Origin of the sequence: Thaumasiovibrio subtropicus (genome assembly GCF_019703835.1) — a bacterium.
Taxonomy (GTDB): Bacteria; Pseudomonadota; Gammaproteobacteria; order Enterobacterales; family Vibrionaceae; genus Thaumasiovibrio; species Thaumasiovibrio subtropicus.
Map to the genome: position 1 here is coordinate 1,297,657 of NZ_AP023054.1, position 25,824 is coordinate 1,323,480.

The window sequence follows — 25,824 nt, forward strand, 5'->3', positions numbered from 1 at the left end:
AAGTGCATAGATTGCAATCTGTCTATGAATAGAGTGCATTAGAGGGCAAGGATGGCAGAGTTTCCTAACATCGATCTGAATCTGTTAAAGCTGTTTGCGAGTCTCTATCAAACGGCGTCGGTAACCCAAACGGCTGAGCAACTGAAGTTAAGTCAATCTGCTTGCAGCCATGCTTTAACACGGCTAAGAGAGCGATTGGGCGATGACCTCTTTATTCGAGTCGACAATAAGATGTTGCCGACCGCATACGCGCAACACCTCGCGGATCAAGTGATTCCAAGTTTAAATACCTTGGCGGAAGCACTCCATTATTCAGATTCATTTACTCCATTAGATAGCCATACCTTTCATATTGCCGTTACGGATTATACGGCGTGGAGTATGCGTAAATTCGTGGCATGGATGAGTGAACATTACCCTGCTATTCACGTTGTTTTTAAACAGCTGGAAGAACGCTTACCTGAGCAAGCCTTAGCCGCAGGTGAGCTAGATTTTGTTGCTGGCTTCTCTCATCAAGAAGAGATGAGCGAGGCCTTAGAAACGCTTGTTTGGTTCGAAGATAGATACGTGTGCGGTCGTTGTGCGGCGCATCCGCTTCAAGGTGAGGTCTCGTTAGACGCATTTCTTTCGTTTCCCCATATTCTGGTTACACCTTGGAATGAATCTCGAGGTATCGTTGATTTGGCGTTGGCGAAGGCGAAAAAGAAACGACAAGTCGGGTTAAAAATGGCAAGTGTCTTGGGTGCCCCTCACTTTTTGCCGGGATCTCCGTATCTATTGTCAGTCCCTGCCGCCTATGCCGAGATGATAAAGCAACAAATTCCGCTTGCCTTCTCTGAGTTACCGTTAGTGGTGCCTGACTATCGTCTCCAGCTCTATTGGCACAAGTTGTATCGCAGTTCCCCGAAGATGACCTGGTTTATTGAGCAATTTCGTGCTTTTTATCTCTAGTTCCTAGTTCCTAGTTCCTAGTTCCTAGTTCCTAGTTCTTTGTCATGATTCGTGTCGTTGAAATGGATTGGCACTGTTTATGCGCGATGTGCCCTTATTGCGCAATGAGTGCCTAACTGTGGTGCACGATGGTTGATCGTGCGCACTTATTTGGTGCGAACCATGGGGCATCGAAAATTCAAACCCACCAAGAGGCCGATAGATAACGCCAGATACTTGCTGTCTTGAAAGTCACATTCACTACTAAACAACTTTCCTATTGGTTGATCTTTTCAAAGTTTTACAGCGCTGCAAAGTTGGGAATAGCCTTTGCTTTATCTGAGAAGAGTCGCATGCGCAAACCAAAACGAGATCACCAAAATAGCGCATCGATAACACTGATTGGTTCATCGAAGGACAGACGTATGGATAACATTTCTCAGGCAATCTCTGTAATCGCGCAAAGTGCCGACACTCTCTTTATTTTACTTGGTGCCATTATGGTGCTGGCAATGCATGCTGGCTTTGCCTTCTTGGAGGTCGGTACGGTCCGACATAAAAATCAGGTTAATGCCTTGGTGAAAATCATTGCAGACTTTGGCTTTTCTGCCATCGCTTACTTTGTTATCGGTTATCAAATTGCCTATGGTAGTCACTTCTTCGTCAATGCGGAAACTCTTGCAGAAAACAATGGCTATGATTTAGTGAAGTTCTTCTTTCTGTTGACTTTTGCGGCGGCGATACCTGCTATTGTCTCTGGAGGCATTGCCGAGCGGGGCCAGTTTAAGCCGTTTCTCCTTGCCTCTGCCTTATTGGTCGCGTTTGTCTATCCCTTTTTTGAAGGCGTCATTTGGAATGGCAACTTTGGTTTTCAAGCTTGGCTAGAAGCAAGCTTTGGTTACGGATTCCATGATTTTGCGGGCTCTGTTGTTGTTCACGGCATGGGGGGATGGTTAGCTCTTGTCGCCATCTATTTGCTGGGCGCTCGTCGAGGTCGAAAACCGGGTATAGCCTTTGCGCCGTCGAACATTCCTTTTCTTGCGTTAGGGGCGTGGGTACTCACCGTCGGCTGGTTTGGTTTTAACGTGATGTCAGCACAAACATTGGATGGTATCAGCGGTCTTGTTGCGGTGAACTCACTGGCTGCCATGGTCGGCGGTACTGTTATCGCCCTGTTTGTGGGCAAAAATGACCCCGGATTTATCCATAATGGTCCATTGGCAGGGTTAGTCGCGGTGTGTGCGGGTTCCGATCTATTTCATCCGATTGGCGCGTTCGTCGTTGGCGGTGTGGCAGGAGCGCTGTTTGTTTGGGTATTTACTTATCTACAACGTAGTCCAAAGATTGATGATGTCCTTGGTGTATGGCCACTGCATGGGTTATGCGGTGTTTGGGGCGGTATCGCGGCGGGTATCTTTGGTTTACCTGCTTTGGGCGGCCTCGGTGGAGTGAGTCTCACTGCGCAGGTGATTGGTACTGTGGCTGGCGTGGCAGTTGCTTTGATGGGCGGGATGGTGGTTTATGGCGTTATCGCGAAGTTGATGCCACTCCGTTTAGATGAAGAGCAGGAGTACCTGGGAGCCGATGTCTCTATTCACCGCATCGGTGCAACAAGTATGGATAAGTAGTAAACAGCAACGAAATTGCACAAGGCAAACGTTTGCGTAAATAGCGCTTCTAAAACAGCTCTTTATTGATAGAGAGCTGTTTTTTATTGCAAAAAAGTCATCAAAGAGGGTTTCTTTTTGCGTTAGCTCAGTGTTAAATCAAGGATTATGATCACACTATTAAGCGCAGGAGCAGTCGCCAATCATGGAGAAGGTGTTCAATTTTAGCGCGGGACCAGCAATGTTACCGCAGCCAGTGATGGCAAAAGTCCAACAAGAACTCACCAACTGGAACGATCTCGGTACGTCCGTGATGGAAGTGAGCCATCGTGGAAAACCATTCCTTGCGGTTGCAGAGAAAGCAGAGTCCGATCTGCGCGAGCTTCTCTCAATTCCAGATAACTACAAAGTATTGTTTTGTCAGGGTGGTGCGCGCGCGCAATTTGCCGCAGTGCCAATGAACTTGCTCGGTGATAAGACAGTGGCTTCGTATATGGATGGTGGTTACTGGGCGCAGAGTGCGGTCGCGGAAGCCAAGCGTTATTGCGAGCCTCATGTTGCTGATATCACCTGTGAACGTGATGGTAAGAAGGCGATTTTACCGGCATCTGAATGGCCGATTGCTGAAGACGCGGCTTACGTGCATTTTTGTCCAAATGAGACGATTGATGGCGTAGAAATTCGTGACCTGCCTGACACCGATAAGCCGATTGTCGCGGACATGTCTTCTACCTTCTTATCACGCCCACTTGATGTGAGTAAGTACGGTGTGATTTACGCGGGTGCGCAGAAAAATATTGGCCCAGCAGGTTTGACCATCGTTATTGTGCGTGATGACTTGCTTGAACTGGCGACAGAGACGCTGCCGAGTGTGTTTAATTACAAAGTACTTTTCGAGAAAGAGTCGATGTATAACACTCCACCGACATTTGCTTGGTATGTGGCTGGTCAAGTGTTTGAGTGGTTGAAGTCTCAAGGTGGCGTGGAAGGGATGCAAGCGCATAACGAAACCAAAGCGGCACTGCTATATGACTACATCGATAGTTCAGACTTTTATCGCAATGATGTCCATGCCGATAACCGATCACTGATGAATGTCCCGTTCCAATTGGCAAAACCTGAGCTAGATGCCCTATTTTTGGAGCAGGCAGAAGCGAAAGGGCTGCGTGCATTAAAAGGCCATAGAGCCGTTGGTGGTATGCGTGCTTCTATTTATAACGCCATGCCAAAAGAAGGGGTTGAAGCCTTAGTGAGCTTTATGGACGCGTTTGCTAAGCAGCATGCTTAATCCATCGCTATTATGCTCAATTCGTTGAAGAGGCCGCTTGGCCTCTTTTTTGATTGGACGTTGTTAACAAAATATAACGGATGTCATGAATCGTTTGAGGTAGGTTTTACAATGAGGGTGCTTGTCGCAATCCGCTGACCACTTGTGCTGAGTAAAACGTGCTTGGATGGGGATTCGTCGCGACTCAATGTGATTAAACGTCGCTTGAGTGTAAAGGCTTAGGAGAAAAGAATGAAAAGTACATTTGTTTTACTTGCAGAGTACAACCAGTGGATGAATCGAAACTTGTTCACGGCACTTCAGGATGCCAACGAGTCACAAGTATATGATGATAGGCATGCGTTTTTCGGTTCAGCTTTTCATACGTTAAGCCATATTTTTACTTGTGATTTAATGTGGTTGGAGCGATTAGCAAATGCGAATTCTCGCGTTGACCTCGCCGATAAACTGGCACAATACCCAGTTCCAAGTAGTAATCTTGACCACCTTTTTACCTCATTGGACTGCTTGCAGATCGCGCGAGAGCCCCTTGATGCGCTAATTGTTGAATGGGTGACCAGTATTGAAGAGAGTCAGTTTGAGCAAACATTGACTTACACCAATAGTGGGGGAAATCTATTTGTCGAACCGTTCTCACAGGTTCTGATGCACTTTTTTAATCATCAAACGCATCACCGAGGCCAGGTGACAACGCTAATGAGCCAATGGGGAGATAGCAGTTATTGTACCGACCTTTTGGCCTTAATAAGGCGCTAAAGCCTATTCAGCTTCCACCACTATCACCCGTTTATCTACCAATGTGAGAATGGTGTTGTCTAGCCATGACTTACTTTTAGCGTTGAAAGTGGTGTTTATTGGCGTGTCAGCGAATCAGGGCGTTTGACACCGTCTGAGGATCAGCCCTGATCAGTAAATTTAGATTAATGTGGCATATAACCTAGCAAGGGTTGCGCTTGATGCCATGCTAAAACGTGGTCTATAAATGCTTGAATTCGTGCAGGTTTGTTCTTTCTCTGCCGATACATCATCTTAATTTCTCTTACTTCAGTGTGCCACTCGGGTAATACCGGTATGAGTTCGACGTGAGCGCGGTTGGCATAATAGGGTGGCAGTAGCCCAATACCTAAATTGGCTTGGATTGCATCCAGAATTAACGTGTAGTCATTGCAGTTAAATATGGCTTCAACATCCGTTTCTGAGCGTTCGCCAGTCTCTTGGTGGGTGAGTAGCCAACGCGTGTCAATATAATGTGATACGAGACGGTGGTCAGCTAATTGACTGGGAGCGGTAATGTCAGGGTGCTGGCCTAGATAGTCTTTGGAAGCAAAAAGGCTGAGAGGCGTTTTCCATAATGGCCGTGCTACCCAGTCTTGCGCCACGGCGTCTCCGACTCGAAAAGCAATATCGACTTCATTTTCATACAGGTCAATTTTGTTGTCTTCGACATGCAGTTGAACTCGAATTTCAGGGTGGTGTTGAGAGAACGCCAAAATACAGTACTTAAGCCAAAGTGAGGTGAGATTAACCGGCGCGGTGACAAGAATAGTGCCTTCAAGTTGCGCTTGGCATGTTTCAATTTGCGTGTGCACTTTGTGTAGTTGAGTGAGCAGTGGTGCGCTGCTCTCTAAATATTGTTTTCCAGCCGGCGTTAATGCGAAACGCTTTGAGGAGCGGTCTATGAGTTTTTGATCAAGTGCCTCTTCGAGCTGTTTTAGCCGCCGACTTAAGGTCGCGACTGGGATCGCCATCTCACGTGACGCTTCGCTTAAACTACTGTACTGGCAAAGGTTGACGAATAAAGCGAGATCATCAAGGGAATATCTTTTCATATTTGCGAAGTCACTTCTTAAAATCTGGCATTAACATAGAATGTAGCCATTTCTATCATGAAAGCTCGATTTTCTAAAATATCACATTAGATGGAGTGAATGGTGAATATACGGTTTATTTGGTTTGGGATGCTATTTTGTGTGTTTTGTTGGGCTAGTCATTTTAGTTTAATCCGTGCGCTTTCTCCGTGGCTAGAGCCTGCTACAGCTGCTGCGATCCGTTTTTCGTTAGCGTGCCTAATTCTGTTACTTTATCAAAAGTTGGTTCCGGTAAAATCAGTGCCTCTGACGTTTAACCAGAAATGGCAGTTGTTGATATTAGGTGTTGTGGGGATATCGGGACAAAATATCGCTATCTTTGCTGCGATGGATTACACAACAGAAGTTAATGGGGCCATTATACTTTCAAACTTGCCTGTGATGGCGATGTTATTGAGTATGGTGGTATTGCGCTTTCGTCCGTCCCGGCAGCAGATCCTAGGGCTTTTACTCGGTGTGTCAGGCGTGATTTTTGTTGTGTCTAGGGGGAATTTTACCCAAATTCAGGCTTCGTTTGGTGACACGCTGATTTTACTGGGGCTCTGTACTGTCGCTTTTTATACCGTATTTATAAAAAAGTGGATGGCAGGTATTCCGGTCGAGCAAACGCTTAGGTGGACGCTATTAACGGGAACGGCACCGATAATATTCTACGCGTTGGCTATGGAGACGAGCTGGCAGCATTTATCTGAAATAACGACCAAGGATAGTCTTATTTTTCTCTTTATGGCGGCGATTGGTACTGTCATTGGTTTTTACATTTGGATTAAAGGAACGCAAATTGTTGGACCAGAGAAATCATCATCGATGATGAATTTAATGCCTGTCTTTGCTGTTTTGATCAGTCTCTTTCAAGGTGCTTTGCCGAATCAATTTCAGCTGATTGGTATGTGTTTGGTGATGTCAGGGGTGTTTTTAATTAATTTTAAACGCGCTTCTATGCGCACCGTCGCAAGAGTAAGAGGGTAACTGAGTCTATAATATTAGTTATCGATGTTTGTTAATTCAGGTTTGATGTGATTTTCTTCGCATATGGTTCATATTGATAAGCAAATGAACAAAGAGAGTTGTTAGATTGATGACTCTAGCGCAGTGAATCTATTTCACTCCGTTCTGCTCGCTAACACTTGTTAATACTCACTTTGTTATTACGTTTGATAAACAAGGAGCAGCAGCATGAAAAAATATCAATTCTTCGCGATACCAGGAAAAGAGCGCCAGCAGTATACCTATATTGATATGGGCTCATCGACATTCCTCGCTGAGAAAGCGCAGCTTTTAGAGGCGGGCTTTGAAGTCGACGGTAATGTCATCGAAGCTAGCACCCCTGAAGAAGCGATCGAACATTACCGATCTCATTTTACCTATATTATCGAAGACTATAACAACTCGACTGTCATAGGCGGTTTAGTCACCTTTGTGCGTGAGAGTTTACGATCGCTGCGTAAAGCAAGATGAAGGTAGACTACACCGTATTTGTGATGCGCACTTTGAGACGTGGATGATGTATGCAAGTACCAGTCATTGAAACAGAGCGATTGCGTTTGCGGGGCTGGCAGCAATCCGATGCAACGAGCCTCGCAGCACTTAATGCAGATGCTGATTTCGTTAGATATATCGGCGCGGGAAAACCGCTTTCTCCTGAGGAGAGCTGGCGCGTGATGGCGATGTTGGCAGGCCATTGGGTATTGCGTGGCTTTGGACTTTGGGCGGTTGAATTGAAAGCCAATGGGGCATTCATTGGTCGAGTCGGTTTGTTAGAGCCAGAAGGGTGGCCGCAAACCGAAATAGGTTGGGGAATCGACCCCGCATATTGGGGCAAAGGTTACGCTTCAGAAGCCGCGAGCGCAGCCATGGCATGGGCGTTCAACGAACTAGGCGTGAAAGCGTTGATTAGTATTATTCATCCTGATAATCATGCATCAAAGCGGCTAGCGGAGCGACTCGGTGAAGTCTTCAGCCATCAGCAAACTGTGTTGGGGACATGCTGTGATATCTACCAAATTGATCGAGAAACCTATCTAAAAACACGTAGTGTCGTGTCGCATTGAGCCGGGATAAAGGATGCGTTTATGTCTCATCCCTATCTATGCGAGACGCGATTAAAGCGGAATACACCGAGCGAGAGCAAAATGAGCGCACAGCCGATCATTTTATTTATTGGCATTGCTTCGTTGTAGGTAGTGACACTGAGCAACACTGTCCAAACGGGTTCTAATATCATGATGATGGCCGCGTTGGTCGGCGCACTGCCTTTTTGCCCTGTTGTTTGCATCACGTAACGTAAACTGGTTGCTAAAATGGTACTCAGTAAGAACCAGCCCCAAATATCCGTCGCGACATCGTCAGGAAAGGTTTCGAAGAGTCCTGAAGCCAGCAGCCCAAAGCATCCCGTGACAAAAAGTTGTAGACAGGTGAGCAGTAAGGTTGGAAGTCGTCGCGCATATTTGCTATTGAGATTAAAGTGAATCGCGAGCATCACCGCAGCGACCAAAAAGCCGATCTGACTTATCGACAGTTGCCAGTCGCCGTCGCCAACAGACAGCAGCGCTAACCCCAATACCGCAATAGGGAGAGCGAACCAAAATATCCTTGGTGGTTGCTGCTGGAAGAGTCCCCACGCAATGAGAGGGACAAACAACATAGAGAGGCTCATAATAAAAGCGCCCTCACCGAGGGTGTCGCTAATCGAGACCGCATAAATCCACGACAGTAATGCAAGCGCTAAGGCGCAACCCACCCCCATCGCTTTCCCAATATCGGGTTTTGTTACCCGCTTAAAATTACCTATACAAAAGGGGAGTAAGCAGGCGGAAGCCAGCACGAAACGCATGCCGATAAAACCAAAGGGAGGTAATCCTTGAATGGTTTGCTTTGAAAATACCCACCCAGCCGCCGCCAACATGGTGGTGAGTATTAAGATGATATCGGCGCGACGTTCAGGAGACATGGTATAGCCCTGTTTAGATTGGGGGTTCATATTAGCAGTTTGCTGAGAACTTTATATACTCAAACCACCTCAAGATGCTTGTTCAGCGAGAGTTTCTAGGCTTGTCAACAAGACACTGTTTTGAAGATCTAGTGGACTAAATCAAAAAACAGTAACGACGGTGGCGAGCCTAGAAAACTCGCCCTTCGGGAAGCGACTAGCGCCCCGATTTCTGCGTTAAAGGTGTTTGAAAAGGGGGAAGCCATTCCTTCACACCTTTGCCTTGGTATCTTTACCTTGACTTCGACGCGCTAGGCCGCTTCTGAATTCTCCATCTTGAGGTGGTTTGAGTATAAAATAGCGTGCTTTTAAAAAACAGAGTGCGAATAAATAGTTGAGGTCGGAATGACTAAGTTAATTGATAAACTGGCGTGGTTATATTTAAAAGATGGCGAGTTGCTTGCGGTACGTTCAATCGGGAAATCACTTTTCTATCTGCCCGGTGGCAAGCGAGAAGACGGTGAGAGTGATGAGCAAGCGCTTTGCCGAGAAATCAATGAAGAGTTGGACGTTGACCTTCAACCAGAGACGATACGTTATGCGGGAACCTTTACGGGACCAGCAGATGGCAAAGCGGACGGGGTAGAAGTGCAATTAACGTGCTACTTTGCGGACTACGAAGGGACTTTGTCGCCAGAAGCTGAAATCGAAGAGATGGGATATCTTTCGTCGCAAGATGAAGCGATAACCTCAAAAGCAGCATGGATTGCCGTGGAGTGGTTGCAGTCGCAAGGCAAACTGAACTAAAGAAGCACCAATTATCATGGATACGTAAACCATTCGTTGGTTTGCTTAGTGGCGAGTGAGTGAATTCGCCACGCTCTTTTAGGAGAGATCTTATTCGGGTCAAAAGCGATAGTCATGTAAAGTGCTGACATATAGTGCATTATGTGTTGCGAGATGCGTCTAGAATAGCATTCTTTTCTGTAGCATTAATTTTTCATTCTGTGGTGTTTATTGTTATATGCATGCTTGTGGGAATAATCACTGCAGGGAGAAATTTTGTGTATCGCGAAGAGGTACTGGGTTTAAAAGCGCTTGGAACATGGAAGCTCTTCTTTCTGAGCATTGTCACTTTGGGTATCTACTTTGGTTATTACGTAAAGAAACAATCAAGAAAAATTGATTCAATTTCATCTAACCGCCAGACTTTACTGGGCGTTGGCGGAAAGGTCTTAATGCCGGATCCGGTTGGACAAAGATATGGAAACATATTGCTAATCTTTGGTTACTTGGATCTCGTTATTCTCTTTTACGAGATTATTGAGCCGGAAAGGGGGGTGAGGTTGGAGGCGGTGACTGACATGGTTTCATTTGTTTTTAGCATTGTCACTTTAATCTGGTGTTTTAAAGTAAAAAACATAATGAATACGCAATTGAGCTTGAGTGAGGGAAGCCCATATTGGTTTAGTTCAGTATGGACACTTTTCTGTTCTCCTTTTTATTTCAACTATAAATTGAACTGTATTTGTGAGGCGTTGGAGGCAAAACAAGAGTTCAGCTTTGATGCCTAGTGTTGATTGTGAAAAGAGCCTGCGGATGCAGGCTCTCAGACTGCTGACAAAGGTCTAGCTTTCGAGCTAGACCTTTGATCTAATAGGGGTATCGAAATATGGACACTCCGTTATGCTTCAAGAGCCTACTCCGCAACAATACGAACTGGAAATGGTGACGATGGAACAGTTAGTTCCTAAAAACCATTTAGTGCGTAAAATCGATAATGCTATCGACTTCGAATTCATTCGAGATGAAGTCGCTCATCTTTACTGTAAAGATAATGGACGCCCACCTGTTGACCCTGTCCGCCTCTTCAAAATCATCTTACTTGGCTACATCTTTGGCATAAAAGTGAGCGTCAGCTCGTCAAAGAGATTGAAGTGAATGTCGCTTACCGTTGGTTCTTGCGGATGTCATTAACAGAGAAAGTCATTCACGCTTCTACTCTCAGCCAGAACCGCATTCGTCGCTTTAATGGCACGGATGTATTCGAACGTATTTTTATCAATATCGTAGAGCAAGCCATGTCGAAAGGCTTGGTCGCGGGTCAAGAGCTCTTTACGGACAGTACTCATCTCAAAGCGAACGCCAACAAGAATAAACACACCAATAAAGTCACGGCGGTTCGTGCCAGTACCTATCTTGATATGCTGGATGAAGACGTCGCTTTAGACCGAGAAAAAGCAGGTAAGAAGCCACTTAAGGCTCGGGAGTCAGAGCCAAAAACAAAGAATACTAAAACCAGCACCACTGACCCAGAGAGTGGCTTCATGACTCGTGATAATAAGCCTCAAGGCTTCTTTTATCTCGACCATCGAACCGTTGATGGTCAACACGGAATTATTCTCGATACCTACACCACCGCGGGTAACATCAATGACTCACAGCCTTACGTTCAACGCTTAGATTACACGCTTGCCACATTCCAATTGAACCCGATAGCTGTTGGACTGGATGCGGGCTACTTTACTGCTCCAGTGGCGGAGTCACTTGAACGTCGAGCTATTCTTGGCGTGTTCGGTTATCGACGTCCATCTAGAACGAAAAATACGTTCAAAAGAAGCACTTTACTTACGATGCGCAAAGAGACAGCTACCAATGTCCGAATGGTCAGGAGTTGCTTTATAAAACTACCTCACGCGATGCGTATCGAGAATACCACTCAGCCCCCAAAGAATGTGCGTTCTGTCCAATGAGGGATGACTGTACTCAAAGCAGAAATATGAAGAAAGTGATTACACGGCATATCTATAGTGACGCAGTAGAGAGGGCAAACCAAATGCGGCTCTCTTCCTACGGCAAGAAGACTTATAGACGTCGAAGTGAAACAGTAGAACGTAGCTTTGCAGACGCTAAGCAACATCACGGTCATCGTTATGCTCGCTTCCGCGGTCTAGCCAATGTGCAAATGCAATGTTGGTTGGCAGCGGCAGCCCAAAACATCAAGAAGATAGCGCTGGTGATGAACTATCTCCGAAAAATAGGCTTAAACATGGCAGAAATGAGGCAAATACTTGCTTCTGTATGCCTATGTAATGAACGGAAACTTCTGCGCACGACATAGCAAAAAATATCGCGATCGCGACCTACGGTCGCTTCCAAAAAAGAACCCCGCTTAAAAAGCGGGGTTCGTCATCAATCTGAGAGCCTGCGGATGCAGGCTCTTTTTTTATGGTAAGACATTATTTAAATCATTGAGCAGACTTGAATACCGACGACTACTTTTCAGGCTGTAGACTGAATGTGTAGTGATTTGCCGCGCTACCGAAAACCTCATTGGCGAGCGCATTGAGGTCTGCTTTACTCACACTATCGACAGTGGCTTTACCGTCTAACAGATGCTGATAGCCGTAGCCATTGAGACGGTAACGGGCAACTTGCCACGTGTATTGAATAGGATCTTTGTGTAGATCATTGAATGCGACGGAGAGCTGAGATGCAACCGCATCGAACTCTTCTTGGCTAAAGCCTTCAGCCAAGCTCGCCATCGTTTCTGCCATCACGGATTTCACTTGCTGTTCTTTGCTTGGGTCAACGGTACTGTAGAGTTCCCAAACATGCGCACCACTGCTATCGGCGCCAGTGGATACCACTCCCGGGCTGTAATCGAGGCTATGCGTTTCGCGGACGTTGGTGATCATACGTGCTGACGTTGCGCGCAACAACATATCCTCTAAAAAGACATCTTGTGCACTGCGAGGTTCGCTACGTTTTGATACCGCGCCCATAATGACAACGGTTTTGTTTTCGGGGTTGGCGGCAAGTGATTGCTCAGCGGGATACTCGCTGTCTAAGTGCCACTTAGACAGCGGAGCCACATCGCCTTGTAATGGGATAGACGCGATGTATTTTCTGAGCAGGGGCTCAAGGGTTTCAGGCTCTGCACTGCCTACAACGGTGAGTTTGAAGTCCGTGGTTTGGAACAAACGCGTGTAGACCTCTCGAAGCTTGGCTTCATCAACTAGGGTCACATCTTCAGCGTTATAAAGTGAAGACCAGTTTTTATCATTGGCGTAGACGGTGTTCGCTATCTGTGCCAGAGATTTACCTATTGGGCTATCTAAGAAGACGGCATACTCTTTTGCACGCGCTTGTTTTACGCGTTCAATTTGGGTTACATCAAACTTGGGATTAACCAACCCCTGATGCAGTAAGTTCAACGCGTCGGCGAGTTGTTTTTTGCCAGCGTGAACTTCGACACCGTGGTAAGTTTGATGAACAAATGGCTCTAACAAGAGATCCTGCTTTCTCACAAAGCGGTCGGTTTCGACACCGTTCATTGGACCGACACCGCTGCTCACTATCACTTCTGGGAAGAGGATACTGGCAGGTTGAAGCTCGTAAGGTAAGGTGTGAGTACCGCCAACTGCCGACAGCACCATAAACACTTCATTGTTCGCTTCAGGTAATTGGCGGTACATCACTTCGATACCGTTACTTAACGTCCAATACGTTGAACCAAACTCATCTTGGTGTTGCTGGGTGATCTCGCCAATCATTGTCGGTTGTGGGAGCTCACTGCTGGTGGTTAACGTGAGCGGTTTCTCCGTGTCAACATGATAACGATTAGCAAGCTGGCTTGGGGTCGCAAGGCCACGCATCATTTCGCCACCGTTGAAGAACGTGCCCTTAGAAGACAGCACATCATTTATTGATCTGTTGACTTTTTTGACACTGATCTTGGCAAGAAAATCAGCAAGGTTCTTTTCTCGTTGGCTTGGAAGCTGTGTGGGCTGCTCTGCAAGAATTTGCTCCACACGCATAGAGGAAAGTTGTCCTGCTGTCATGCGTTCAAAATCTTGCTGGTGATTGTCGAGGTTTCGTCGCCAGTTACCGAGCACAGCATCGAGTTCAGACTGGGTAATGCCGTGATCCCGAAGCTGCCCTAGTGTGAGTAGGAACTGCTGTTGGGCATCGACTCGCGCACCTTCTGAGTAAATGACTTGATAATGGCTCGCCACTTTATCACCGATGACTTGAGAGCCGGTTCCTAGGTGGGATACGGGCAATCCAGCAAGCTGAAAGTCATTACTCAATCGTTGATAAATAAGCTCATTTTTAAGGTAAGTCATCCAGTCGTCTTGCTGCTTTTCAAGGGTAGTTTGACCAGATTGACCTTCTAGAAAAGCAACGCTCATCGATGGAAGCTCGCCGACAGTGGTTGTACTGGTGAGGCCTTTTTTCTCTTGCGGTTCGAATGGCGTTTTAGCACGAAGTGCTGTGTTACCGCGTTGCCAATCAGCAAAGTGCTTTTCTAAGCTTGCCTTGAGCGCGGTAGGCTCGATGTCACCAGTGATGATGATCTCAGTGAGCTGAGGTTGGTACCATGTTTGATAATAGCTAACGAGCTGGCCTCTATCGAGATTGCTGACACTGTTGACGGAACCGAGTGGATCGGCATGTTCAAACGGGGTGTCTTTAATGCTGTACTCATAAGCTTGAAAGCCGAAAGGCTTGGGGTCTGGACGACTGACTCTGATTTCTCCAAGTACAACGCCTTTCTCCGCTTCAATTTGCTCAGGTTCCAGCGACAAACGATGGCCGATATCTGCCATCCACATTAAGGCTTTGTCTATCTGCTCGTTTTTAGGCAACTCAAGTTGATAGACAGTGTGCTCATAGCTGGTAAAGGCGTTGATGTCAGGGCCAAAAGCCACACCTGCTTGTTCGAAAAAGCGAATCACATCATTCTCTGAGAAGTGCTCAGAGCCATTAAATGCCATGTGTTCTAAGAAGTGTGCGTAGCCGTATTGATTAGACGTTTCTTGCAGGCTACCAGCATGTACGACCATGCGTACAGAAACCGCATCGCCTTCTTTCTGATAGAGGTGATAAGACAAACCGTTTGAAAGTTCACCTTGAACCCAGTTCGGATCGGGTTCGAATTGTGTAGTCGTGGTAGTACCGCATCCCGATAGCACGACTAAAGTGGCACCAAGGCCTAGCCATTTTTTCATTGTTTTCTCCCTGATTAGTGCTCAAAACGGTGTCGACATCAAAATGTGGAAAAAAGTATTGTGTCTGTTCTGTCACTAGGTCGGGCGATGGCCGAAAGCAATAATATCTAAGTTGCGGTTAATCACAATGATAATAGGATGTTAACGATTGATGACTATCAATTATGCGAACGGCCTCACATTGGGTGTCTGGTTTATTGATGCAAATTGAAGGAAAGTTTGCAGCTTGCGACTCAGTTTGCATTAATTATTGACTACTATGTAATTTGAGCGCGGCAGATTGCGGTAACTATCTGATTGTAGTCCTGCTTGGGGTGGCATCATATGTGCAGTAAGCCGTTCACGAATGACGAGTAGAGCAAGCGGCTATGGCGAATCACTGTCACTACCAAGATCCTGATGGGTATGTATGTCATAACAAATGTGAAGATGGGTCTAACTATTGCTATTGGCATGACCCAGAGATCATTAAGAATAATCCTGATGATGTGAAAAAATTTGAACAATACGCGAAAGAGGGCGGGCTGTTACGTGGGGTGAGCATGAAACGTGCAAACCTAGAACATGTCAATCTGGTTAACTACAACAGTAAGCATGGTTATGATTTAAGTTATGCCGATTTCTATCGAGCCAACTTACGTGGAGGGCATCTCTTCAACGTCAGGATTGAGCACGGTAGCTTGATGAAAGCGGATCTCTCGGAAGCCAATTTGCACTGTGCCAAGTTACGATTTTGTAATCTGCTTGGCGTAAAACTGAAAGGGGCAAAGATAGACAATATTGATGTCGGTGCGCAGTTGATTCAAGAGCGAAAAGGGCATGAAGAAAGCCGCTTAAAGCATACGGAGCAAGCATTGGATTTCTTTGAGCAAGCGGAAGAGATCTACCGTGACTTGAGAAAAGCGGCGGAGAATCAAGGGATATTTATGATGGCAGGTCACTGCCTTCAAAAAGAGCTCACCATGCGGCGCATGCAAATGCCAAAGTTGTCATTGCGGCGGCTAACGTCAAAGGTCGTTGACCTCTTTTGCGGTTATGGTGAAAACCCGATGCGCGTTGTCTCGTTTTCACTGCTGCTGATCTTTACCTGCGCCATTCTCTACTTCTTTTTCGGTATTCAGTTTGATGGCAACTTGGTGCGCTTTTCACCTGCCGCCTCGATGTCAGCGAACGGGCTCGCTTTGGTTGAATGCCTTTACTATAGCGTGGTGACCTTCACTACCTTGGGCTACGGCGACTTTATTCCCATAGGCTTTTCGCGGCTTATCGCCGCAACAGAGGCATTCACAGGGAGTTTCACCATCGCGCTTTTCGTGGTTGTATTTGTAAAGAAAATGACCCGCTAATTTGGTCGGGTCATGTTGATTGAGCCATTACTGGGAAGGTCACGCAAGCCTGATAGCGTGAATCGAGCTTTGTGACCTCAAATGACCAATCAAGTCGTTCGCAAATTCGCTCTACAATCACCAATCCACAGCCATACCCTGCGGTATCTGTCTCGGAGTAGTTGTTCTCGATGATGAGGTGTTCTAGCGTCAGTGTCACTTTGAGGTCATCGTCACTATAGGCAAGGGCATTCTTAACTAAATTATTTAGAACAATCACGACAAAGCTACGTGGCGCAAGTTGTGGCTGACGAGAGGTTGCCGTATCAATTAGACACGCTCTACTCGGATAAAGTGGGAGTAATGTTTGAATGACTCGTTGTAACTCTGCGGCGATGTCTATCTCTGACCAGAATTGATCTTCAATTTCAGCTTTCCCTAGGAGTAAAAAGGCATCTGTGAGCAGCGACATTTCCTCACTGGCAGCATGAATTCGACCGATGGCTTTATTGGCGAGTGGATGGTCAATAGATAGGCGCTCTAGCAGCTCTGCGGAGCCTTTTACCACGGTAATCGGAGTGCGAAGCTCGTGGGAAGCAAAGCGACCAAAGTCTTGCTCCCGCTGAAAGTAGCGACTGATATCGGTTTTACTCTTCAGTAAGGTTTTTTCTATCTCTCGCGTTTCTCTGAACTGACTTTCTACCTCGAAATCAGGTTGATCGGGGGCCATATAGGGAATTTTTTTCTCTATGGAGGCTAAGGGCGCAGAGATTGAGCGGATAAAATAGAGGCTATAGACGAGCACACATCCTGTGACAATTGCGCCGAGAATAAAGGTCATCAGGTGCAGTTGAGCTTCATATTCATCGAGATAGTCATCAGCGTGTTCTTGGAAGACGATATAGAGCAGCCCTTGACCACTAGGGTGGGGGCGAACAAGAAAATGCGTGGTTTCTCCGTCAGTTCGATGTCCATAAAATCCCGGCTTTTGATATGCGGCTAACCATGTTGGTAACGTGTCTAGCGGTTGATAGGTGATAAATTCATGTGGGTTGGGTTCGGGGGCACTATCGCCAAGCTGGTGGAAATCGCGCTGATAGCGGGCATATTCAGTATCGAGCCAATGCTCTAAGCTAATGATCTCAAGTTGGTTTTCTGCCACATAAATGGTTGCCCAAAAAATGGCGAACATGATGAGAGTCGGAATACCAAACGCCCAGCGGATTTTACGATAGATACTCGGGTACATAGTGATGCCATTTAAGTCAGTTTGAGGCGATAACCTTGGCCATGAATGGTATCAAGGTAAGCGGGGTCAAACCCTCGATCAATGGCTTGGCGAAGGCCATAGATATGACTTCGCAGGGCATCGCTGGACGGTGTTTCATCGCCCCAAATATGTTGTGAAACTTGCTGTCGACTGACGATGGCTGGTGAGCGCTGAATCAGCAGCGCCAGTATCTTAAACTGGGTATGATTGAGCTTGATGGCCTTCCCCTCACGGCTTACTTCATAGGTTGATGTGTTTAGCGTGAGGTCGCCGAACTGCAGTTGAGTTTCATTTTTTGATGGTCCGCGTCGAGTCAAAGCCCGTAAGCGCATTAAGAGCTCTTCCATCGCAAAAGGTTTGACTAAGTAGTCGTCACCCCCGGCATCAAAAGCGGCTTGTTTGTCATTTAATCCGTCTTTCGCTGTTAAAAAGAGAATAGGTGTTTGGCAGTGCTGTTGACGGAGGTGATGGACCGTGGAAATGCCATCGAGCTTAGGCATCATAATATCCATGACAATCACATCGTAATAGTGCTGTTGTACGAGTTGTAATGCGCTTTCTCCGTGGTACGCGCAGTCAACCTCTATCTGTTCCAATTCAAGAAAATCTGTGATGGTCTCCGCAACGGAGTGATTATCTTCAACAATAAGTACTTTCATTGACAATAGCCTGACTGGGATTTCACGAACATTTCACGCGGCCAAAAATAGAATTATCGCGTATTTCGAACACATTCTAACGCATCTAAAAGGTTAACCATGAAAAAGCTTATTTTAGCGAGTGCTATGGCGGCACTGCTTGCTGGTTGTGGCGGTTCAGGCTCATCCTCGTCTCCTTCAATCCCGTCTAAAACTGGTTGGTTAGATGGACAAATCCAACAGATTTCCCATAGCCAACAATCACTGCGTGTCAATGGCCATCAGCTTGATGCAACTCATGCTGACATTAACTATCGCGGTGAAACGATTCCGTTTGCTGACTTATCGAATGGTATGCGAGCGCAGTTTGATGTGGCTGACAATAAGATATCAGAAATGAAGCTTGACCCGAGCTTGGTGGGTGAAGTGAGCGAGGTTTCCGGGAACAAGTTCACGGTTAATGGTATTGAACTTGAGTTCAACGGCTTAGCTGGCATTCGTAAAGGTGACTGGGTGATGGTGACAACCTATCCTAATGCGGATGGTGGTCATGAAGTGGCATCTGTGTCCAAAATTGATCCGATTGCGCGCGTCGAGATTGAAGGGCGCGTTTCGGGTTTAACATCGTCTGAATTTAACCTTGGCACCCTGCGTGTTGATTACAGTAACGCGGATGTTGATGATAGAGATGAACTTGAAAATGGTGCTTGGGTAGAAGTCTACGGTGATTTCTATGACAACAACAACTTTAAAGCCTATGAAGTTGAGGTCGAAGACGATGCTGACTTTGATGACTTTGAAATTGAAGGCATGGTGACTTGGGTTAACAGTGATTACACCTTGTTTGAGCTGAATGGACGCCTGCGCATTGAAATTGATGACGACACTGAGTTTGATGATGGTCGTCGTAGCGATTTGACTTCAGGGCGTTGGGTCGAAGTCGAGGTAGAGTTCCGTCAAGGCCGCTTAGTTGCCGAAGAGATCGACTTTGAAGATGGCGGCGACTACGATCGAGGTCGTGAGTTTGAAGTTGAAGGTCGAGCGCAGTATCGCAACAATCAACTTAGCATTAACGACATTGTTATTGATACAGATGGCCGAACGGAGTGGGATGATGGATTGCGCCCAAGCAATATTGATGGCCAGTGGGTAGAGATCGAAGGTAAGTATATCAATAGCCGCTTTGTCGCTTTCGAGATTGAAAAAGAAGATCGTGATGATGACATTGAGCTTGAAGGCCCAGTGAACAATAACAGCCTCTGGGGTTACCAAGCGGGCGATAACTCTCTAAGAAAGTACGAAGGCCGTTGGGTTGATCTAGATTGTGATTTTGAAGGAAACAAACTTTACGATTGTGATGATTAATCTTGCTAAGTAATGCACCAAAGCACTATTCACTGGTTAGATTATGCGGTTTTGGTGCATTGAATCAAAAAGAGCGCTTTTGGCGCTCTTTTTGTCATTTTACGGTGGCGACTCTCCATGATACCTGTATTTACTCAAGTGAAAATAAACTGCTTTTCTCACCAAATTGAGGCTGGCATCACGAATAAGTTTTCGGTACAGTCGAGAGACTAACACTATAGGAATGCAAGCACACAAATGGAAAGTCTCACCCTTCAACCTATCAATCGTATTGATGGTGAAATTAATCTGCCCGGCTCAAAAAGTGTTTCAAACCGCGCGTTGCTGCTCGCCGCGTTAGCCAAAGGCAAAACTCGTCTGACAAATCTTCTCGATAGCGATGACATTCGTCATATGTTAAATGCACTCAACGCATTAGGTGTCTCTTATCAGCTATCTGAAAACAATACTGTTTGTGAAGTGGAAGGTTTAGGCCAAGCATTCTCGACGCCAGAACAGGCCTTAGAGCTGTTTTTGGGCAATGCCGGAACCGCGATGCGTCCTTTAGCCGCGGCACTGTGTTTAGGTGAGGGTGAATATACGCTAACGGGTGAGCCTCGTATGAAGGAACGACCTATTGGCCATTTGGTGGATGCATTGCGTCAAGTCGGTGCGGATGTCACTTATCTAGAAAATGAAGACTATCCGCCGCTTTTGATCAAAGGCACGGGACTGAAAGGGGGAGAGGTTGAAATTGATGGTTCGATTTCCAGCCAGTTCCTGACTGCATTTTTGATGTCGGCACCTTTGGCGACGACGAATACAGTGATCCGTATTAAAGGTGAGTTGGTGTCTAAACCTTATATCGACATCACATTAGATATCATGGCGCAGTTTGGCGTTGAAGTTGAAAACAATAACTACGAAACGTTTGTTGTGCCCGCAGGGCAGCGATACCTATCACCGGGTGACTTCCTTGTGGAAGGTGACGCGTCCTCAGCCTCTTACTTCTTAGCCGCAGCAGCGATAAAAGGTGGTGAAGTAAAGGTCACTGGTATTGGTAAAAAGTCGATTCAAGGTGATGTGCAGTTTGCCGACGCGCTAGCCGCGATGGGGGCTGAGATCGAGTGGGGCGACCACTATGTGATTGCTCGACGTGGCGAGTTGAAAGCGGTCGACATGGATTTTAATCATATCCCGGATGCGGCGATGACCATTGCAACAACCGCACTGTTCGCTGAAGGTACGACTGCGATTCGCAATGTCTACAATTGGCGAGTAAAAGAAACGGATCGCTTAGCGGCAATGGCAACGGAGTTGCGCAAAGTGGGTGCGACAGTAGAAGAAGGTGAAGACTATATCACCATAACACCGCCAGCGCAGCTGACGCACGCCGCCATTGATACCTATGACGATCATCGTATGGCGATGTGTTTTTCACTGGTGGCGTTGAGTGACACCCCCGTCACCATTAATGACCCTAAGTGTACGTCTAAAACTTTCCCAGACTATTTCGACCGTCTGAAAGCATTAAGTCACTAAGGTTCACGCTTTTTGTCTTGAAAACCCGGTGAGAGCCGGGTTTTTTGATCTAGCCCACTAGACCTTCAAAACAGTGTCTTGCTGGCAAACGGAAAAATTCTCGCTAAATCAGGGACGTGACGTGGTTTGAGTCCCGCACTTCACTGATATTCTCCGTGAGTTCATTTTTTCGTCATCGCTTGTTCCTATCTGCACGCTAGCCTTTTAAGCCATTAAGTCCTATCCGCAGGCAGTTAGCCTGCCCTGAACTATTTTGCGATAAGAAATTAGATCGGCGGCTAAGCTAAAGAGATTATTTCATTGCAAATCCTTGGCTAGCTTGTGTGGTTGTGTCGCCGATCGAGGCCGTATCGAGGCTCGCATCAAGGTGCTGTTTGGGTATATAATCTGCCCCCGCTGATGGGACGACTCATTAGTCAAAAGAAAAATTAAAACGGAGATAACTATGTCAAGTTCAGCGCCTATCATCACTGTGGATGGACCAAGTGGTGCAGGTAAAGGCACCTTGTGCATGTTGTTGGCAGAAAGGCTAGGTTTGAATTTGCTAGATTCAGGCGCGATTTATCGTGTTTTGGCGCTAGCGGCGATTCATCACGGTGTGGATATCGAGTCAGAAGAGGTACTTGTACCTTTAGCCGCAAATCTCGATGTGCAATTTATCGCCGAAGGTGAGTTAGTAAAAGTCATTCTTGAGGGCGAAGATGTCTCTCGAGAGTTGCGAAAAGAAGAAACGGGCATGGCGGCTTCAAAAGTAGCTGCACTACCACGTGTTCGTGAAGCGTTGTTACGCCGTCAACGCGCGTTCTCATCAGAGCCGGGGCTGATAGCTGATGGCCGCGATATGGGGACCGTTGTTTTTCCAAAAGCGGAAGTGAAAATTTTCTTGGATGCAAGTGCAGAAGAGCGAGCACGTCGTCGTTTTAACCAGTTGCAAAATAAGGGCTTAGATGTTAACCTCGACGCCCTTTTAAGCGAGATTAAAGAGCGCGACCATCGCGATCGTAACCGTGCCGTTGCACCATTACGACCTGCTGAAGATGCGTTAGTCCTTGATTCAACGGATTTAAACATTGAACAAGTGACAGATAAAGCTATCGCTTATATAGAAACCAAATTATCGATAGCGTAGTTTGCATTCGCAAAATACGGTGTCGACGGTGTCAGGATTAAGGATGATCACTGACTTTACTATCAACCCCATGCGGTAGGATACCCGTGGTTGTTAATCAAATTGAAGATTAATTAAATGACTGAATCTTTTGCTCAACTCTTTGAAGAGTCTCTGAAAGAACTAGAAACACGCCCTGGTGCGATCGTTAAAGGTACTGTAGTTGCTATCGAGAACGGTTTCGTTCTTGTTGACGCTGGCCTTAAATCTGAGTCTGCAATTCCTGCTGAGCAGTTCAAAAACGCTGCTGGCGAGCTTGAAATTGAAGTAGGCGCAGAAGTAGACGTAGCTCTAGACGCGATTGAAGACGGTTTCGGTGAGACTCAACTTTCTCGTGAAAAAGCGAAGCGCCACGAAGCTTGGATCGTTCTTGAGAAAGCTTACGAAGACGCTGAGACTGTTATGGGCGTTATCAACGGTAAAGTTAAGGGCGGTTTCACCGTAGAACTTAACGGTATCCGTGCGTTCCTACCAGGTTCTCTAGTTGACGTTCGCCCAGTACGTGACACTGCTCACCTAGAAGGCAAAGAGCTAGAGTTCAAAGTAATCAAGCTTGATCAGAAGCGTAACAACGTTGTTGTTTCTCGCCGTGCTGTTATCGAGTCTGAGAACAGTGTTGAGCGTGACGAGCTACTAGCTTCTCTACAAGAAGGTATGGAAGTTAAAGGTATCGTTAAGAACCTAACTGATTACGGTGCGTTCGTAGACCTAGGCGGTGTTGACGGCCTACTACACATCACTGACATGGCTTGGAAGCGTGTTAAGCACCCTTCTGAGATCGTAAATGTTGGTGACGAAATCAACGTTAAAGTTCTTAAGTTCGACCGTGACCGTACTCGTGTATCTCTAGGTCTTAAGCAACTAGGCGAAGATCCATGGGTAGCAATCGCTAAGCGTTACCCTGAGAACACCAAGCTAACTGGTCGTGTTACTAACCTAACTGACTACGGCTGCTTCGTTGAAATCGAAGAAGGCGTTGAAGGTCTAGTACACGTTTCAGAAATGGATTGGACTAACAAGAACATCCACCCTTCTAAAGTTGTTAATGTTGGCGACGAAGTTGAGGTTATGGTTCTTGAGATCGACGAAGAGCGTCGTCGTATCAGCCTAGGTCTGAAGCAATGTAAAGCTAACCCTTGGCAGTCATTCGCTGAAGCACAAGCTAAAGGCGATCGCGTAACTGGTAAGATCAAGTCTATCACTGACTTCGGTATCTTCATCGGTCTTGACGGCGGCATCGACGGTCTAGTTCACCTATCTGACATCTCGTGGAACGCATCTGGTGAAGATGCAGTACGTGATTACAAGAAAGGCGACGAAATCACTGCAGTTGTTCTTGCAGTTGACGCTGAGCGTGAGCGTATTTCTCTTGGTGTTAAGCAGATCGAAGAAGACCCGTTCAACGGTTTCGTTTCTGTGAACAAGAAAGGTGCTCTAGTTAACGGTACTGTGACTGAAGTTGACGCTAAAGGTGCAGTAATCGAGCTAGCTGAAGGTGTTGAGGGTTACATCCGCGCATCTGAAGTTTCTCGTGACCGTGTAGAAGACGCATCTCTGATCCTATCTGTTGGCGACGCTGTTGAAGCGAAGTTCACAGGTGTTGATCGTAAGAACCGCGTAATCAACCTTTCTATCAAAGCGAAAGACGAAGCTGAAGAGCAAGAAGCAATGGCTTCACTGAACAAGCAAGAAGACGGCGCGTTCGGTAATGCTATGGCTGACGCGTTCAAAGCGGCGAAAGGCGAATAATTTTGCCATTGGGGGAAGCAATTCCCCCATTTGCGGTTATACTGTTGAGAAATAGACAAAAAACGGGGTGTTTATGACCAAATCAGAGCTTATCGAAAGACTGTGCAGTCAACAAACACATCTTTCTGCCAAACAGGTAGAAGATGCAATCAAGGAAATCCTTGAAACGATGGCGACAACTCTTGAAGAGGGCGATCGTATCGAAATCCGGGGTTTTGGCAGTTTCTCTTTGCATTACCGCGCGCCACGCGTTGGACGTAATCCGAAAACTGGTGACAAGGTTGAGTTGGACGGCAAGTACGTTCCTCACTTCAAGCCAGGTAAGGAGCTTCGTGAGCGAGTGAATTTTTAATTCCGGCTCTGTTGAGTAAAAAACGACATACTTAGGTATGTCGTTTTTTTATGCCTACAGTTTTCCTATCGAGCGTATTTCCTTCGCTTTTCTTACCCTTTCTTCAATTTGTTGATTTCAAGATTGTAACCAAGGTTAATAGCGACGACGGCTCATTAACGTGTTGCCAACGTCAAATTATCTACAATGTGCGATTACCGCGATTTTTCTGGTTTACAGGCCTATTTTTAGTTTTCTTTCATGGTCTGATAAGGGAAATTGCTGCATAATCAGGGCTCGAACATATTAATCAGAAAGGATTACCAATGAGAATAGTGAGCATTCTGCTAATTATCGCCTTTTTTGTCATCGCCTTAGCTTTAGGTGCGCAAAATCCGCAGGAAGTCACTTTCAATTACTTAATAGCGCAAACTGAAAGTATTCGTCTGTCAGTGCTGTTGAGTATCGTCTTTGCAGTCGGTTTTATACCAGGTTGGTTAATTTGCGGTAGCTTGTACATGAAAGCACGTTTTGCACGTAAACGTCTTTTGAAGAAGTTAGACAAGCAGCAACAAGAGCTTGATAAACTGCGCGTCGCTCCCGCTGAAGCTTCAACGCAGGTTGTAGCAAAGGACTAATTACTTAATGTTTGAGTTGTTGTTTCTGTTACTGCCTATAGCAGCAGGTTATGGCTGGTATATGGGTAACAGAAGCGCGCAAAATCGACGTCAGGAGCAGTCGCATCATATCTCTCGACAATATGTTGAAGGTCTGAATCTTCTGCTTTCTGATCAGTCCGATAAAGCCGTCGATGTCTTTATCGATTTGCTCCAAGTGGACAGTGAAACAATCGATACCCACCTTGCGCTCGGTAATCTTTTCCGTAGCAGGGGTGAGGTTGATCGCGCTATCCGCATTCACCAAAATCTCATTGCTCGTCCTAATCTGACCATCGATCAACGCAACCTTGCCCTCCAGCAGCTGGGTGCTGACTATCTTGTTGCCGGCTTCTATGATCGTGCTGAAAAAATCTTTGAGCAGTTATTGGACGAACCTGACCATCGTGTGCATGCGCTCAAGCAATTGCTTGATATTTTCCAGCGCACCCGTGAGTGGGAACGTGCTATCGAAGCGGCAACGCAACTGGTCAAGTCGGGAAAGCAGAAGTTAAAGCGCGACATTGGCCAATTCTATTGTGAACTTGCGATGCAAGCGATGGCAATGGAAGACAATGAAAAAGCGCGAGGCTACTTAAAAAAAGCGATTGGCGCGGATAAGCAGTGTGTGAGAGCGACCTTGATGCAAGCACGCTTGCTGCTTTCAGAAGAGCGCTTTAAGCCGGCGGTAAAAGTGCTTGAAGGTGTTCTTGATCAAGACGTAGAGTTTGTCAGTGAAGCGATTCCATTGCTGTCCCAAGCTTACAAAGGGCTTGGGGATGAAATGGGCTTGATGCGCTTTTTGAAAGCCGCGGTTGATGCGAAAGCGGGGGCAACCACAGAGCTAAAACTTGCTGAGTTTATTGCCAGAGAGCAAGGTGGAGAGACGGCACAAACGTTTTTGACTCGCCAGTTAGTCAAGAATCCAACAATGAAAGGCTTCTATCGTTTGATGGATTATCATTTAGAAGAAGCGGAAGAAGGCCGTGCCAAAGAGAGCTTATCAAGCCTACGTGGGCTCGTTGGGGAACAACTGAAATTGAAACCTAACTATCGATGCCATAAATGTGGCTTTACCGCCAAGTCTTTGTACTGGCAGTGTCCTTCTTGTAAGCAGTGGGCATCAGTTAAGCCTATTCGCGGCTTGGATGGCGAGTAACTAACG

22 protein-coding genes and 1 pseudogene are annotated in these 25,824 nt (G+C 46.4%); 18 read left to right on the forward strand and 5 right to left on the reverse strand.

Going from position 1 to position 25,824, the window contains the following annotated elements; genetic code table 11:
* Positions 1–51 precede the first annotated feature (51 nt).
* The 4 genes from TSUB_RS06070 (at position 52) to TSUB_RS06085 (ending at position 4,581) form a co-directional block, all read left to right on the forward strand.
* The gene (locus tag TSUB_RS06070) at positions 52–951 is read left to right on the forward strand and encodes a LysR family transcriptional regulator (protein WP_087024020.1); all 900 of its coding nucleotides are present in this window, start codon (positions 52–54) and stop codon (positions 949–951) included.
* A 404-nt stretch (positions 952–1,355) separates the two neighbouring features.
* Complete coding sequence (locus TSUB_RS06075; RefSeq protein ID WP_087024023.1) at positions 1,356–2,558, forward strand: ammonium transporter; 1,203 nt, start codon at positions 1,356–1,358, stop codon at positions 2,556–2,558.
* Positions 2,559–2,742: 184 nt separating this feature from the next.
* The gene (gene serC, locus TSUB_RS06080) at positions 2,743–3,825 is read left to right on the forward strand and encodes a 3-phosphoserine/phosphohydroxythreonine transaminase (RefSeq protein WP_087024025.1); all 1,083 of its coding nucleotides are present in this window, start codon (positions 2,743–2,745) and stop codon (positions 3,823–3,825) included.
* A gap of 231 nt (positions 3,826–4,056) precedes the next feature.
* Complete coding sequence (locus TSUB_RS06085; protein WP_087024027.1) at positions 4,057–4,581, forward strand: DinB family protein; 525 nt, start codon at positions 4,057–4,059, stop codon at positions 4,579–4,581.
* Positions 4,582–4,745: 164 nt separating this feature from the next.
* Here the strand turns inward: TSUB_RS06085 and TSUB_RS06090 are convergent, their stop codons facing one another.
* The gene (locus TSUB_RS06090) at positions 4,746–5,654 is read right to left on the reverse strand and encodes a LysR family transcriptional regulator (RefSeq protein ID WP_087024029.1); all 909 of its coding nucleotides are present in this window, start codon (positions 5,652–5,654) and stop codon (positions 4,746–4,748) included.
* Between the two features lie 129 nt (positions 5,655–5,783).
* Here TSUB_RS06090 and TSUB_RS06095 point away from each other — a divergent pair, with 129 nt between their 5' ends.
* The 3 genes from TSUB_RS06095 (at position 5,784) to TSUB_RS06105 (ending at position 7,744) form a co-directional block, all read left to right on the forward strand.
* Positions 5,784–6,662, forward strand: a complete 879-nt coding sequence (locus TSUB_RS06095) for a DMT family transporter (RefSeq protein WP_221274566.1) — start codon at positions 5,784–5,786, stop codon at positions 6,660–6,662.
* 207 nt (positions 6,663–6,869) lie between these two features.
* Positions 6,870–7,151, forward strand: coding sequence for a hypothetical protein (locus tag TSUB_RS06100; RefSeq protein ID WP_087024033.1), 282 nt, complete (start codon positions 6,870–6,872; stop codon positions 7,149–7,151).
* Positions 7,152–7,201: 50 nt separating this feature from the next.
* Positions 7,202–7,744: a GNAT family N-acetyltransferase gene (locus TSUB_RS06105; protein ID WP_087024035.1), complete on the forward strand. Its 543-nt coding sequence runs from the start codon at positions 7,202–7,204 to the stop codon at positions 7,742–7,744.
* Positions 7,745–7,776: 32 nt separating this feature from the next.
* Here TSUB_RS06105 and TSUB_RS06110 read toward each other — a convergent pair whose 3' ends face one another.
* A complete protein-coding gene (locus TSUB_RS06110; RefSeq protein ID WP_087024037.1) occupies positions 7,777–8,643 on the reverse strand; it encodes a DMT family transporter in 867 nt (288 codons plus the stop codon).
* A gap of 384 nt (positions 8,644–9,027) precedes the next feature.
* Here TSUB_RS06110 and TSUB_RS06115 point away from each other — a divergent pair, with 384 nt between their 5' ends.
* The 3 genes and pseudogenes from TSUB_RS06115 (at position 9,028) to TSUB_RS06125 (ending at position 11,743) form a co-directional block, all read left to right on the forward strand.
* Complete coding sequence (locus tag TSUB_RS06115) at positions 9,028–9,429, forward strand: NUDIX hydrolase (RefSeq protein WP_087024039.1); 402 nt, start codon at positions 9,028–9,030, stop codon at positions 9,427–9,429.
* Between the two features lie 257 nt (positions 9,430–9,686).
* On the forward strand, positions 9,687–10,196 hold the full coding sequence (locus TSUB_RS06120; protein WP_221274567.1) for a DUF4234 domain-containing protein: 510 nt from the start codon (positions 9,687–9,689) through the stop codon (positions 10,194–10,196).
* A gap of 112 nt (positions 10,197–10,308) precedes the next feature.
* Positions 10,309–11,743, forward strand: a pseudogene (locus tag TSUB_RS06125) (IS1182 family transposase).
* A 154-nt stretch (positions 11,744–11,897) separates the two neighbouring features.
* On the opposite strand, the gene TSUB_RS06130 reads toward TSUB_RS06125, so the two are convergent.
* Positions 11,898–14,636, reverse strand: a complete 2,739-nt coding sequence (locus TSUB_RS06130) for a M16 family metallopeptidase (protein WP_087017875.1) — start codon at positions 14,634–14,636, stop codon at positions 11,898–11,900.
* 368 nt (positions 14,637–15,004) lie between these two features.
* Here TSUB_RS06130 and TSUB_RS06135 point away from each other — a divergent pair, with 368 nt between their 5' ends.
* Positions 15,005–15,982 carry a pentapeptide repeat-containing protein gene (locus TSUB_RS06135; RefSeq protein ID WP_087017873.1) on the forward strand — a complete coding sequence of 326 codons (978 nt, stop codon included), beginning with the start codon at positions 15,005–15,007 and terminating at the stop codon, positions 15,980–15,982.
* 10 nt (positions 15,983–15,992) lie between these two features.
* Here TSUB_RS06135 and TSUB_RS06140 read toward each other — a convergent pair whose 3' ends face one another.
* Together TSUB_RS06140 and TSUB_RS06145 are read right to left on the reverse strand one after the other, a co-directional pair.
* The gene (locus tag TSUB_RS06140) at positions 15,993–17,210 is read right to left on the reverse strand and encodes a sensor histidine kinase (RefSeq protein WP_087017872.1); all 1,218 of its coding nucleotides are present in this window, start codon (positions 17,208–17,210) and stop codon (positions 15,993–15,995) included.
* 11 nt (positions 17,211–17,221) lie between these two features.
* Entirely contained in the window at positions 17,222–17,890 is a 669-nt protein-coding gene (locus TSUB_RS06145; protein ID WP_087017870.1) for a response regulator transcription factor, read from the reverse strand.
* A 99-nt stretch (positions 17,891–17,989) separates the two neighbouring features.
* Here TSUB_RS06145 and TSUB_RS06150 point away from each other — a divergent pair, with 99 nt between their 5' ends.
* From TSUB_RS06150 to lapB, 7 genes are all read left to right on the forward strand, one after another.
* Positions 17,990–19,234: a DUF5666 domain-containing protein gene (locus TSUB_RS06150; protein ID WP_087017868.1), complete on the forward strand. Its 1,245-nt coding sequence runs from the start codon at positions 17,990–17,992 to the stop codon at positions 19,232–19,234.
* 237 nt (positions 19,235–19,471) lie between these two features.
* Positions 19,472–20,755 carry a 3-phosphoshikimate 1-carboxyvinyltransferase gene (aroA, locus tag TSUB_RS06155; RefSeq protein ID WP_087017865.1) on the forward strand — a complete coding sequence of 428 codons (1,284 nt, stop codon included), beginning with the start codon at positions 19,472–19,474 and terminating at the stop codon, positions 20,753–20,755.
* Between the two features lie 445 nt (positions 20,756–21,200).
* A complete protein-coding gene (cmk, locus tag TSUB_RS06160; RefSeq protein ID WP_087017863.1) occupies positions 21,201–21,884 on the forward strand; it encodes a (d)CMP kinase in 684 nt (227 codons plus the stop codon).
* A gap of 117 nt (positions 21,885–22,001) precedes the next feature.
* Positions 22,002–23,672 (forward strand): 30S ribosomal protein S1, encoded by a 1,671-nt coding sequence (rpsA, locus tag TSUB_RS06165; protein WP_087017861.1) that lies wholly within the window; start codon positions 22,002–22,004, stop codon positions 23,670–23,672.
* Between the two features lie 73 nt (positions 23,673–23,745).
* The gene (ihfB, locus tag TSUB_RS06170; protein ID WP_087017859.1) at positions 23,746–24,024 is read left to right on the forward strand and encodes an integration host factor subunit beta; all 279 of its coding nucleotides are present in this window, start codon (positions 23,746–23,748) and stop codon (positions 24,022–24,024) included.
* 305 nt (positions 24,025–24,329) lie between these two features.
* Complete coding sequence (locus tag TSUB_RS06175; protein WP_087017857.1) at positions 24,330–24,641, forward strand: LapA family protein; 312 nt, start codon at positions 24,330–24,332, stop codon at positions 24,639–24,641.
* Positions 24,642–24,648: 7 nt separating this feature from the next.
* Positions 24,649–25,818, forward strand: coding sequence for a lipopolysaccharide assembly protein LapB (gene lapB, locus TSUB_RS06180; protein ID WP_087017855.1), 1,170 nt, complete (start codon positions 24,649–24,651; stop codon positions 25,816–25,818).
* Positions 25,819–25,824 lie beyond the last annotated feature (6 nt).

Excerpts from the sequence above, each read along its gene's own strand:
- TSUB_RS06070 (WP_087024020.1), top strand. The coding sequence starts at position 52 with ATGGCAGAGTTTCCTAACATCGATCTGAATCTGTTAAAGCTGTTTGCG.
- TSUB_RS06075 (WP_087024023.1), top strand. The coding sequence starts at position 1,356 with ATGGATAACATTTCTCAGGCAATCTCTGTAATCGCGCAAAGTGCCGAC.
- serC (WP_087024025.1), top strand. The coding sequence starts at position 2,743 with ATGGAGAAGGTGTTCAATTTTAGCGCGGGACCAGCAATGTTACCGCAG.
- TSUB_RS06085 (WP_087024027.1), top strand. The coding sequence starts at position 4,057 with ATGAAAAGTACATTTGTTTTACTTGCAGAGTACAACCAGTGGATGAAT.
- TSUB_RS06090 (WP_087024029.1), bottom strand. The coding sequence starts at position 5,654 with ATGAAAAGATATTCCCTTGATGATCTCGCTTTATTCGTCAACCTTTGC.
- TSUB_RS06095 (WP_221274566.1), top strand. The coding sequence starts at position 5,784 with ATGCTATTTTGTGTGTTTTGTTGGGCTAGTCATTTTAGTTTAATCCGT.
- TSUB_RS06100 (WP_087024033.1), top strand. The coding sequence starts at position 6,870 with ATGAAAAAATATCAATTCTTCGCGATACCAGGAAAAGAGCGCCAGCAG.
- TSUB_RS06105 (WP_087024035.1), top strand. The coding sequence starts at position 7,202 with ATGCAAGTACCAGTCATTGAAACAGAGCGATTGCGTTTGCGGGGCTGG.
- TSUB_RS06110 (WP_087024037.1), bottom strand. The coding sequence starts at position 8,643 with ATGTCTCCTGAACGTCGCGCCGATATCATCTTAATACTCACCACCATG.
- TSUB_RS06115 (WP_087024039.1), top strand. The coding sequence starts at position 9,028 with ATGACTAAGTTAATTGATAAACTGGCGTGGTTATATTTAAAAGATGGC.
- TSUB_RS06130 (WP_087017875.1), bottom strand. The coding sequence starts at position 14,636 with ATGAAAAAATGGCTAGGCCTTGGTGCCACTTTAGTCGTGCTATCGGGA.
- TSUB_RS06135 (WP_087017873.1), top strand. The coding sequence starts at position 15,005 with ATGGCGAATCACTGTCACTACCAAGATCCTGATGGGTATGTATGTCAT.
- TSUB_RS06140 (WP_087017872.1), bottom strand. The coding sequence starts at position 17,210 with ATGTACCCGAGTATCTATCGTAAAATCCGCTGGGCGTTTGGTATTCCG.
- TSUB_RS06145 (WP_087017870.1), bottom strand. The coding sequence starts at position 17,890 with ATGAAAGTACTTATTGTTGAAGATAATCACTCCGTTGCGGAGACCATC.
- TSUB_RS06150 (WP_087017868.1), top strand. The coding sequence starts at position 17,990 with ATGAAAAAGCTTATTTTAGCGAGTGCTATGGCGGCACTGCTTGCTGGT.
- aroA (WP_087017865.1), top strand. The coding sequence starts at position 19,472 with ATGGAAAGTCTCACCCTTCAACCTATCAATCGTATTGATGGTGAAATT.
- cmk (WP_087017863.1), top strand. The coding sequence starts at position 21,201 with ATGTCAAGTTCAGCGCCTATCATCACTGTGGATGGACCAAGTGGTGCA.
- rpsA (WP_087017861.1), top strand. The coding sequence starts at position 22,002 with ATGACTGAATCTTTTGCTCAACTCTTTGAAGAGTCTCTGAAAGAACTA.
- ihfB (WP_087017859.1), top strand. The coding sequence starts at position 23,746 with ATGACCAAATCAGAGCTTATCGAAAGACTGTGCAGTCAACAAACACAT.
- TSUB_RS06175 (WP_087017857.1), top strand. The coding sequence starts at position 24,330 with ATGAGAATAGTGAGCATTCTGCTAATTATCGCCTTTTTTGTCATCGCC.
- lapB (WP_087017855.1), top strand. The coding sequence starts at position 24,649 with ATGTTTGAGTTGTTGTTTCTGTTACTGCCTATAGCAGCAGGTTATGGC.